Origin of the sequence: Pseudomonas sp. GM18 (assembly GCF_000282195.1) — a bacterium.
Lineage (GTDB): Bacteria > Pseudomonadota > Gammaproteobacteria > Pseudomonadales > Pseudomonadaceae > Aquipseudomonas.
Map to the genome: position 1 here is coordinate 97,640 of NZ_AKJT01000070.1, position 8,409 is coordinate 106,048.

The following is an 8,409-nucleotide window of genomic DNA, read 5'->3' on the forward strand; positions in this document are numbered from 1 at the left end:
CCCCAGTCCACTTCCGCCCGATATTTTTCTCCAGCCAATAACTAGGCTTAGTTTGGAGATTTCTTATAGAAACCTCGACGACCTAATCTGCTTAGTTAGCATTACTTCGAATGGATTCGAACATGTTCAAACCAACTGTCGGCCCAATTATCGGCCACACCACAACTAACCATGCGCGTATTTTCCTGCGTGGTGAATTACAGGACGATGCCTTGGTATTTGCAGGCATCCGTTATCGACGCACCGGTGAGCAATACTGGTCCAAAGGCGTATTTGCAAAACTGACCGTCTTGCGCGACATGTCCGATGTGATTGCACTCAACGATCTGACCAGCGACACCGACTATGAATACCAGGCCGGCTGGTTCAGCCCCATGAACCCGGTGCATACCGCGGAGACGGTTGAGGAACTGCCGCTGCAATGGCCGCGGGAAATCTACCGCTTTCGTACGAAGTCCAGCAAAACCACCCAGCCACGGGCCTATGTGGTCGGCTCATGCCGTTACCTGCGCATGACCGCCGGCATTGCGTCGGCGCCGCATTTGGGCGACCGGATTTTTGCTTCGATCACCCATTTGGCAGAACGCGCCGAACCGCCCATCAGCGCCATGTTGATGACTGGCGACCAGATTTACGTCGATGACCTGAACCTCGTGGCCCCCGACCGGGAATACCAGGACATCCTCAAGAAGTACCGCACAGCCTTTTCGCAGCCTCATATTTCCAAGTTAATGTCAGGCATTGCGACTTATATGATCCTCGACGACCATGAAATTGAAGACAACTGGCCCGCCAACAAAAGCAAGAACGATGATTACTTATACAAAAATGCCATGGCAGCGTATGAGTTATATCAAGCCAGCCACAGTCCCGCACATGAGCTACTTACCAACGGGCAAGTAAGCAGAACACTGGAGCAGTATTGGTATCAATTCACCGAAGGCGATATCGAGTGGTTTATCACCGACAGTCGAACCCGACGCAATCTGTCGGCCAACGACCGGCGCATCCTTGACGAAGAACAGGAACAGGCGCTGCTCAAATGGCTGATCAACAGCCCGGCCCGGGTCAAATTCGTGGTCACCAGCGTCATGTTCTATCCCGACCGTAAACTTCACGGTGATGACGCCTGGAAAGCCTTCCCGGAGCAGCGGCTAAGGCTGCTGGAGACGATTCGTACCCACGGCATCAAGAACGTCTTGTTCATTTCTGGCGATGTCCATGGCTCCCTGACCAGTCGCCTGACCCATAGCGAGAACCCGGACTTTGAAGTCCACACCATCGTGTCTTCACCGCTGTGCAACAGCAAACTGCTGCCGTACGCCAAGGCATCGACCTTCATCCTCGATCAAGCCCTGGCCCGAACAGCCGCGGGCGACTATCGGCATGAACTGACCAGCGAGGTGATCAGCCAGGACAACTTCGCACATCTGATCGTCGAGGCCGAGCAGGTTCGCGTCAATTATCACGATCGGGATGGCCAGCCATTGCAGTCGATCAGCATTAAATTGCATTGACCCTTGGAAAAGATCGCAGCCTCGTAGGAGCTGCCGAAGGCTGCGTTCTTTTAACCCTTTTTGGTACCTCGTTGAAGAATTGTTCACGTCTGCCGACATATTCTTATAGCACTTGGCCTTCATGTCTCTTGTCAGTCGGTGTCGCAATGATGCAACCTTGCCGCAGGCAACAGTAAAGAGGGCGAGAGCCCGGCGCGATCAGCATATTCGAAGCGAGTTTCCCTCAATGAAAAGCCAACCCGATGCCGCCAGCCGTATGGTGGCCGAGGTAGTGACGCAGTTGCCTGTGCCCTCGCGGCTCGGCATGCTGCGTTTCGAACGGCTGAATGAACCAAGCTGGGCGCTGCTGTTTCTCGATCCCAATTGCGAACGACAGTTCGGCCTGCCGGCGGTGGAGCTTTGTGCTCTGGTCGGCTCGCCCTACGCCAGCCTGATGGAGCCCGAAGCGCGCTATCAACTGCACGACACGATCCAGCAGCAACTCACCGAAAGCCCGCATTACCTGATCCGCTACACCTTGCACACCGCCGCAGGCGTCCTGAGCCTGCTGGAACTGGGCGAAGCTTACAAACAACACAATCGACACCTGCTGCGCGGCTACCTGATGGTGGTGGACGGGCTGTTCGACGGCGAACCGTTGCTGCCGGCGCTGGATCTGGAAACCCAGAACTCACGCCTGCAAATCGCCCTGGAACTCAATCAGCGTGCCCAGCAGGAACAACTGCAGCACCTGGACCGGGTGCGCGCCCAACAAGACCTGATCCTGCTGCTGACCCGCCAGCGCTACAGCACCAACAATTCCCTGCAAGAAGCCGCCGAACTGATCACCCGCAGCGCCTGCGATATCTATGAAATCGACTGCGCCAGCCTGTGGAACCTCGATGGCTCGCTACTGACGCCGATCTCGGCCTATCACCGTGCCACCCGGGGCCGCCAACTGCCGGAGCCGATCGACGCCAGTGGTTTTCCCGACTACCTCGACGCCTTGCACACTGGCCGTGCCATCGACGCCCACAACGCCATGCGTGACCCGCGCACCCGGGAAATCGCCGAGCACCTGCGCCCGCGAGACGTCAACGCCATGCTCGACGCCAGCATCCGCGTCGATGGCCAGGTGGTCGGCGTGCTCTGCCTGGAACAGATCGGGGCGACCCGCGCCTGGCAGTCGGACGAAATCGCCTTTGCCGGCGAACTGGCGGATCAATTCGCCCAAGTCATCAACAACCACAACCGTCGCACCGCCACCAGCGCCCTGCACCTGTTCCAGCGTGCAGTGGAGCAAAGCGCCAACGCCTTTCTGCTGGTCAATTGCGACGGCGTGGTGGAGTACGTCAACCCAAGCTTCACCGCGATCACCCAGTACACCACCGAGGAAGTCCACGGCCAGCGGCTGTCGGAACTGCCAGCCCTGGAAAACCTCAGCGAGCTGCTGTTCGACGCTCCGTCGGCGCTGGCCAAGAGCAACAGCTGGCAGGGCGAGTTCAAGAGCCGGCGTAAAAACCTCGAACCCTACTGGGGCCAGTTGTCGATCTCCAAGGTCTACGGCGACAACCGCGAGCTGACGCACTACATCGGCATCTACGAAGACATCACCCAGACCAAGCTCGCCCAGCAGCGTATCGAGCGCCTGGCCTACACCGACAACCTGACCAACCTCGGCAACCGCCCGGCGTTCATCCGCAACCTTGATGAACGCTTCGCCCGGGACAGCGATACGCCGATCTGCCTGTTGCTGGTGGACATCGACAACTTCAAGCGGATCAACGACAGCCTCGGTCACCAGACCGGCGACAAACTGCTGATCAGCCTGGCCCGGCGCCTGCGCAACAGCCTGAGCCCGAGCGGCAGCCTGGCGCGCTTCGCCAGTAACGAATTCGCTGTGTTGCTCGACAACACCGACCTCTTGGTTGGCCAGCAAGTGGCCAACCAATTGCTGGCAACGCTTGATAAGCCGATGTTCGTCGACAACCAGTTGATCAGCGTCACCGGCTCCGTGGGCCTGGCCTGCGCGCCGCTGCACGGCCGCGACCCACAGACGCTGATGCGCAACGCAGGCCTGGCGCTGCACAAGGCCAAGGCCAACGGCAAACATCAGGTGCAAGTGTTCACCGAAGCGCTGAACGCCGAGGCCAGCTACAAACTGTTCGTCGAAAACAACCTGCGCCGCGCCCTGACCCAGAACGAGCTGGACGTGTTCTACCAGCCCAAGCTGTGCCTGCGCAGCGGTCGCTTGCTGGGCATGGAAGCGCTGCTGCGCTGGAACCATCCGGAGAAGGGCATGATCCGCCCGGACCAATTCATCAGCGTGGCCGAAGAAACCGGGCTGATCATCCCGATCGGCAAATGGATCGCCCGCCAAGCCTGCCGCATGAGCAAAGACCTGACCGCCGCCGGCCTGGGCAACCTGCAAGTGGCGATCAACCTGTCGCCCAAGCAGTTCTCCGACCCAGACCTGGTGGCGTCCATCGCCAACATCCTCAAGGAAGAAGCGCTGCCGGCGAACCTGCTGGAGCTGGAGCTGACCGAAGGCCTGCTACTGGAAGCCACCGAAGACACCCACTTGCAGCTCGATCAGCTCAAGCGTCTGGGCCTGACCCTGGCGATGGACGACTTCGGCACCGGTTACTCGTCGCTCAGCTACCTGAAAAAATTCCCGATCGACATCATCAAGATCGATCGAAGCTTCATCCACGAAATCCCGGACAACCAGGACGACATGGAAATCACCTCCGCCGTGATCGCCATGGCCCACAACCTGAAACTCAAGGTCGTGGCTGAAGGCATCGAGACGGCCGAGCAGCTGGCCTTTCTGCGCCGCCACCGCTGCGACGTCGGCCAGGGCTACCTGTTCGACCGACCGATCCCGGGTTCCGAGCTGATCGAAAAGCTCAAACGCTACCCACGCGGCCCAATCGCCTGACAGCGACGTAACACTCGGGCAAACTGGCAGTCTGTATTTACATCTCAACCTGACTGAGAGGACTGATCATGGTTCTGCGCTCGGAAATTCTGGTGAATAAAAACGTGCTCCCGACTAAAGAACAAGCTCTGCCTGGCCGCGAAACCCCGATCAAGGTTCCGGAGAAACACTTCGTCAGCGGCAACCCGCTGCTGGGTCCGTTTCCGGGCAACGTAGAATTCGCAATCTTCGGCCTGGGTTGCTTCTGGGGCGCGGAACGCAAATTCTGGCAGCGTGAAGGCGTGTTCAGCACATCGGTCGGTTACGCCGGCGGCTTCACGCCGAACCCGACCTACGAAGAAGTCTGCTCGGGCCTGACCGGGCACACCGAAGTGGTGCTCGTGGTCTATGAGCCGGAAAAGGTCAGCTACGAACAGCTGCTGAAAATGTTCTGGGAACTGCACAATCCGACGCAAGGCATGCGCCAGGGCAATGACATCGGCACTCAGTATCGCTCGGTGATCTACGCCACCAAACCGGAACAGCTGGAAGCGGCGAAGAACAGCGCGAAAGTGTTCCAAGCGGAACTGACCAAGGCTGGCAAAGGCATCATCACCACCGAAATCGACGAAGCCCCGACGTTCTACTACGCCGAGGCCTATCACCAGCAGTACCTGGCCAAGAATCCTGAAGGGTATTGCGGGATTGGCGGTACTGGCGTGACGTGCCCGATCTAAATTTCGGGCCCTGAAAAGCATCGCGGGCAAGCCTCGCTCCTACGGTCGCACCGACCTGTAGGAGCGAGGCTTGCCCGCGAAGGCGTCCGACTAGACGCCACACATACAACTGATCAGCTCTCGGCGATCAACCAATCCATCTGCCACCCGCCCTGGGTCTGCCCCAACTTCTTGGACAACCACGGCAGCAACTCACGCAATTCCTCTTCCAGCCCCCACGGCGGATTGGCAATCGCCAACCCCGAACCATTCAGGCTGTTCGGCGTATCCAACGGATGCACCAACAACTCCACCCGCAACAACTTAGGCGCGCCCGTGCCGGCCAGATCCTGATAGAACCGCCGCAACGCCCGCTGATCCTTCACCGGATACCAGATCGCCGCCACCGTCTGGCGCATCCGGCCAATCGCCTCTTTCAACGACGCCGCACAACGTTGCATCTCATCGAGCTGCTCGAACGGCGGATCGATCAACATCACCGCCCGCTTCTCCGGCACCGGCAGCAGCGCACGCGGCACATGCCAGCCTTCGCCCAGGTGAACCTTCACCCGACGGTCACCCTGCATGTTGTCCTTGAGCAGCAAGCCATCTTCGGGGTGCTTCTCGTTGAGCAACACCCGATCCTGCGGTCGCGTGAGGCGTCGCGCCAACTCCGGCGACCCCGGGTAATAGCGCAACTGGCCATCCGGGTTCATCTCGTGCAACACCTTCATGTAATCAGCAGTCAGCGCCGGCAAATCCGGCTGATCCCACAACCGCGCGATGCCTTCCAGGTACTCACCGGTACGACTGGCCTGATCGCCCTGAAGGTCATACAGACCAATGCCCGCGTGGGTGTCGAGATAGGCAAACGGCTGCTCCTTGCGCGACATCAAGGCGATGAGGCGGGTCAAAGTCAGGTGTTTGAACACATCGGCGTGATTGCCGGCATGGAAGGCGTGACGATAATTCATGGCTGCTCCTGCGAAGGCCGGGAAGTTTACCTTGTACGGCGCAGAACGTCAGGGGTTCGCAGCCGAGTGGCCAGCCTGCGCGCTGATCGTTCCCACGCTCCCGCGCGGTGATCGTTCCCATGCTCCGCGTGGGAATGCCTCAAGGGACGCTCCGCGTTCCAGCCCCACCAGCGCCGCCGAGCCAGACACCGATGTGACGCAGAGCGTCACGGGCTGCATTCCCACGCAGAGCGTGGGAACGATCATTCAACCAACAGTCACCCAAGTACTCTGATCCTCGAGGCTCGCTTTTTGAAGGTCATCTCTCCACTCAATGAGCGCCAATTTAAATATATCTTCGAAAAATCCACGAACATTTTTCATCTCATCCCATCCAGCAGGAAACGATGAATATGCCTCAGGATCGTACTTCAGCAACGATTGAAAATCATAGCTTTCATCCCGCAACGCTTCTTCTAAACACTGCACCATCAAAAACTTTTGTCGGTACGGCGGTTTCCATTGAGGATCTAAGCAATATTCGCGAATCAGCACCTCCCTATCTTTTGGATTGTTAGGGTCAAACTTTTCCAACTCCTCACCTAGCGTTTCTTCTCTATCATATATATCGAAACACCCTAAAAAATACGATGGAGTAGGAACATACCGCTGGCCACTTCCTGGATCAATCATTGCTCAGCCCTCCTATTGGATCGGATACAGCGTAAATGGGATACCTGTTTTTCGATCAAACTTCATTTCTATTCGATTCATTTTTATTAGCTTTGGATTTTCCTTGGATGCTGGATTAGGGATATACCCCTCTCCTGCTCCAGGAAATTTCATCCTTACAATATTGGCGTTACTTCGATCTCTCCCCGTGTAAGGGGGAAGCCCATTAGCAGCCCTGGAGGTGGCCAACTCATATGCCTGCAACATTAACTCCCAATTATAGAATCTTGAGCTTGGATTCCCGTTCTTATGCCAAGGTGTTTTGCCGGTAATCGGATCCGTGCCATCGATTGCACGCTGCTTAAATTTTCCATCAGGGACTTCTGGGTCATGCTTTCCAACCATATGCATCCCCTGATCGTCGTTTAGTTTTTTTATTTTTTCCTTGGCAACCTCAGCAGCACTTAACTTAGGCTTCGGTAACTCAGGCTCACCCTCATCAACCCTAACGCCAGTCGTATCATCCGGCGCCTGACACCCAGGCTTATTCGGCGGCGGGCAATTCCCGCTCAACCCCAACGGATCAACCCACCCCGTCGGATTCGGCGTGTACTGGTACTGGTTCAGCCCACCCGCCAACTTGATCGGGTCCGGCGTCAGATACCGACCTACCTTCGGATCATAGTACCGATGCCGGTTGTAGTGCAGACCGCTCTCGACGTCGAAATACTGCCCCTGGAAACGCAGCGGCTGATCGAGCTGCTCTCCCCCACCGAATGCCAGATGGGTGACTTTACCGTGGGCGTTGTATTTCGCCGACCAAACAATCTCGCCACCAAAATCGGTCAGTTCCTGCGGCGTCCCTAGGTGGTCGAGTTGGTAATAGAACGGACAGGCCCTGCGTGGGCCTTTGCCGTCGAGCATCGCCAACGGGCGGAAGCTGCCCGGCTCGTAGACGTAACTGCGGTAATGCTCTTTGCTGCTTTCGGCGACGACCTGATCGCCCTGCCAGAAGAATTCGGTGGTTTTGCCGTCGACGGTTTTGGCGATGCGGCGGCCGAAGGCGTCGTAGCGATAACTCGCGCAACTTCCATCCGGCAACGTGACACGGACCAATCGGTGCTGGCAGTCATAGCGATACTCGGTGACCAGTTTCTGCCCGGTGCCACGGCGTTCGCGGATCAGGTTGCCGAAGGCGTCGTAGTCGTAATGGCGGTCGCCCTGCATCAATAGGCGATTGCCTTTGACGGTGGCCGGGCCGGGCCGGTCCTGCATCTGCAGGTTGCCGGCCGGGTCGTGGGCGAAGGTTTCCGGTAGGTCGTCGCGGGTGTGGCGGACGCGGATCAGACGGTTCAGCGCGTCGTACTGGTAATTGCGCTGACCGTGGCGGGTATCGGCGATGTGGTCGAGATTGCCGTTGGGGCTGTAGGCATAGTCGCGGCGATACAGACTTTTTTGCTGTTGGCTGACCGCGTGGGCCTTCAGACGGCCCTGGTCGTCGTAGGCATATTCACTGAGCAGCAAACCCTGCTGGCGCTGTTGTTCGCGACCGGCGAGGAACGTATGCGAGGTCAGTCGCGCGCCGTTGAGGTCGATGGCCGTCAGCGCGCCGCCCTTGGCGTGGTGGTAATCGAGTTTGCTGCCGTCCGGCA

Annotated in this window: 6 protein-coding genes; 3 read left to right on the forward strand and 3 right to left on the reverse strand. The window is 58.1% G+C overall.

Features of this window, described 5'->3' with window-relative positions:
• Nucleotides 1–122 precede the first annotated feature (122 nt).
• The 3 genes from PMI21_RS10155 (at nt 123) to msrA (ending at nt 5,153) form a co-directional block, all read left to right on the forward strand.
• Complete coding sequence (locus PMI21_RS10155) at nt 123–1,517, forward strand: alkaline phosphatase D family protein (protein ID WP_007939671.1); 1,395 nt, start codon at nt 123–125, stop codon at nt 1,515–1,517.
• 226 nt (nt 1,518–1,743) lie between these two features.
• Nucleotides 1,744–4,437 (forward strand): sensor domain-containing phosphodiesterase, encoded by a 2,694-nt coding sequence (locus tag PMI21_RS10150; RefSeq protein WP_007939673.1) that lies wholly within the window; start codon nt 1,744–1,746, stop codon nt 4,435–4,437.
• A 68-nt stretch (nt 4,438–4,505) separates the two neighbouring features.
• Nucleotides 4,506–5,153 (forward strand): peptide-methionine (S)-S-oxide reductase MsrA, encoded by a 648-nt coding sequence (msrA, locus tag PMI21_RS10145; RefSeq protein WP_007939674.1) that lies wholly within the window; start codon nt 4,506–4,508, stop codon nt 5,151–5,153.
• Between the two features lie 113 nt (nt 5,154–5,266).
• Here the strand turns inward: msrA and PMI21_RS10140 are convergent, their stop codons facing one another.
• The 3 genes from PMI21_RS10140 to PMI21_RS10130 all read right to left on the reverse strand — a co-directional run.
• Nucleotides 5,267–6,106 (reverse strand): 23S rRNA (adenine(2030)-N(6))-methyltransferase RlmJ, encoded by an 840-nt coding sequence (locus tag PMI21_RS10140; RefSeq protein ID WP_007939676.1) that lies wholly within the window; start codon nt 6,104–6,106, stop codon nt 5,267–5,269.
• A 246-nt stretch (nt 6,107–6,352) separates the two neighbouring features.
• The gene (locus PMI21_RS10135) at nt 6,353–6,778 is read right to left on the reverse strand and encodes a hypothetical protein (RefSeq protein WP_007939677.1); all 426 of its coding nucleotides are present in this window, start codon (nt 6,776–6,778) and stop codon (nt 6,353–6,355) included.
• A 12-nt stretch (nt 6,779–6,790) separates the two neighbouring features.
• Nucleotides 6,791–8,409 (reverse strand): RHS repeat domain-containing protein (locus PMI21_RS10130; RefSeq protein WP_007939678.1); only part of this gene is annotated, 1,619 nt, incomplete at its 5' end.

Bases quoted from the DNA above. Each gene is read 5' to 3' on its own strand.
- PMI21_RS10140 (WP_007939676.1), bottom strand. From the start codon at position 6,106: ATGAATTATCGTCACGCCTTCCATGCCGGCAATCACGCCGATGTGTTC.
- PMI21_RS10150 (WP_007939673.1), top strand. From the start codon at position 1,744: ATGAAAAGCCAACCCGATGCCGCCAGCCGTATGGTGGCCGAGGTAGTG.
- PMI21_RS10155 (WP_007939671.1), top strand. From the start codon at position 123: ATGTTCAAACCAACTGTCGGCCCAATTATCGGCCACACCACAACTAAC.
- msrA (WP_007939674.1), top strand. From the start codon at position 4,506: ATGGTTCTGCGCTCGGAAATTCTGGTGAATAAAAACGTGCTCCCGACT.
- PMI21_RS10135 (WP_007939677.1), bottom strand. From the start codon at position 6,778: ATGATTGATCCAGGAAGTGGCCAGCGGTATGTTCCTACTCCATCGTAT.